Annotated in this window: 1 protein-coding gene and 1 pseudogene; both read left to right on the top strand. The window is 42.9% G+C overall.

The genetic code is table 11. The annotated features are described in order from the left end of the window. Positions 1-271 (top strand): annotated as a pseudogene (locus tag PX484_RS04595) (TPM domain-containing protein); the annotation flags it as partial. Between the two features lie 486 nt (positions 272-757). Then, positions 758-1,462, top strand: a complete 705-nt coding sequence (locus PX484_RS04590; RefSeq protein WP_287767377.1) for an LmeA family phospholipid-binding protein — start codon at positions 758-760, stop codon at positions 1,460-1,462. Positions 1,463-1,652 lie beyond the last annotated feature (190 nt).

Raw genomic sequence — 1,652 nt, 5'->3', positions numbered from 1 at the left:
GATTTTAACTTTAATTACCTCAATTGTCGGCGGTTTAGTCTTCGGTTTTGCCGGTATTCCTCGCAAAGAAGGACAGGTTTTCGCTTGGCAATGGGTTTTAATTGTCTCTCCCCTCTGGTTTATCCTCTTTGTTGCTTTTGGCATCGGACCGGTGGTTACTCGCACCAGTGAATTACTGCCCCTTTTCCGCAATTTAATCGGTTTTGCCCTCGGGGTTTTAGTCGCCTATCTTTCCCCTCGTTTTAATTCCCTCAACGCCTCAAAAACCTAAGAATTAGGGGCTTGTCAGTGATCAGTGATCAGTAAACAGAAAGTAGCGAAGTTTTTACCTATAACTGATACCAAATCCAGTTATTAAGTTGTTGGTTATAATTAAATTAAAAATGAATTTTAGGTTCGATCCCCCCTTCCCCCCTTGATCCCCCCTTAATCCCCCCTTGATAAGGGGGGTGCCGATCCCCCCTTCCCCCCTTGATCCCCCCTTCCCCCCTTGATAAGGGGGGTGCCGATCCCCCCTTGATAAGGGGGGTGCCGATCCCCCCTTCCCCCCTTGATAAGGGGGGCATCTGATAATTTTTAACGCCTACCTAGTTAAAAACTGATTATTTATTCCCTTTTGCCTTTTGCCTTTTGCCTCTCCTCATAACTAGCCTGTACTCAACGGATTTAGTATGATAGCTGACGGCAGCCCCTCATGGTTCGATCGATCTAGCTCTGTTACAATTAGAAACATTGTGGAGTGAGTGAGATAACGTTTATGTGGGTCAATACTCAAAGTGAGATTATTAGTAAGGTTTTGCCGCCAGCAGTACGTCTGTTCTTAAGAACACAAGTAGAACAGATAGAAGATTTAGAAATGCAGCTGCAAGGTCATGATCGGCAAATTTTGCGCGGTTATATCCCCGGGGTATTTTTAGCCGTAGGAAGAGCGATTTATCAAGGTTTACATTTAGGTAAAGCGCAATTAAGAGGGGAAAATATTCGTCTTAATATCGGGCAGGTTTTGCGAGGGAAACCCCTAAAAATTTTGGAACCTATTCGGGTTAGCGGTGAAGTGGAAATTAACGAGCAGGATTTAAATAATTCGATCGCCTCGACTATTTTAATTAATGCTTTTGCCGATTTACTAATTTTTTCCCTAGAAAATAACGGAGTTGTTAACGCCAGAGAAATTATCTCACAACAGCGTTTTAACTGGAAAAATGTTCTCTTAAATCAGGGTTATTTCTCTCTTCTCGGCCATAGAGAAACAGGTGCAGAAGTAATTTTTAGCGCTGATATTACCTTAAAAGATGCCCGCACTTTAGGGATTAGTCCCCGACAATGGCAAGGTTTAGCCCCAGATTTATCTATTGATTTGCAACCTTTTACCGTCGATTTAGGCAAAGATGTGGAGATTAAATCTTTTATTCTCGACGATCAAACTCTTTTCTGTCAGGGAAGTTTTTTGATTTTACCTTAAAAATAAACGGGATGATTCCGGTGGGTTAACTTAGTTTAACCCACCTAATTAGGGCTTGCTGAATAAAGGTGAAATGTAGGCAAGGTAAGGGTTTTGTGGCTTTTCTCGCGAAACAGGTGCAAGATTTTGAGAGAATCGTGCTTCAAAACCTTGCGTCTTCATCGGCCCGCGTCCTGTAGGGGCGAAGCAT

Source organism: Microcystis sp. M49636_WE2 (assembly GCF_030065375.1).
In the GTDB taxonomy this organism is placed as follows: Bacteria; Cyanobacteriota; Cyanobacteriia; order Cyanobacteriales; family Microcystaceae; genus Microcystis; species Microcystis aeruginosa_C.
This window is presented reverse-complemented; position numbering and strand designations above follow the sequence as displayed.

What these genes read in the sequence shown, in the direction of transcription:
- PX484_RS04590 (WP_287767377.1), top strand. Translation starts at nt 758, where the DNA reads ATGTGGGTCAATACTCAAAGTGAGATTATTAGTAAGGTTTTGCCGCCA.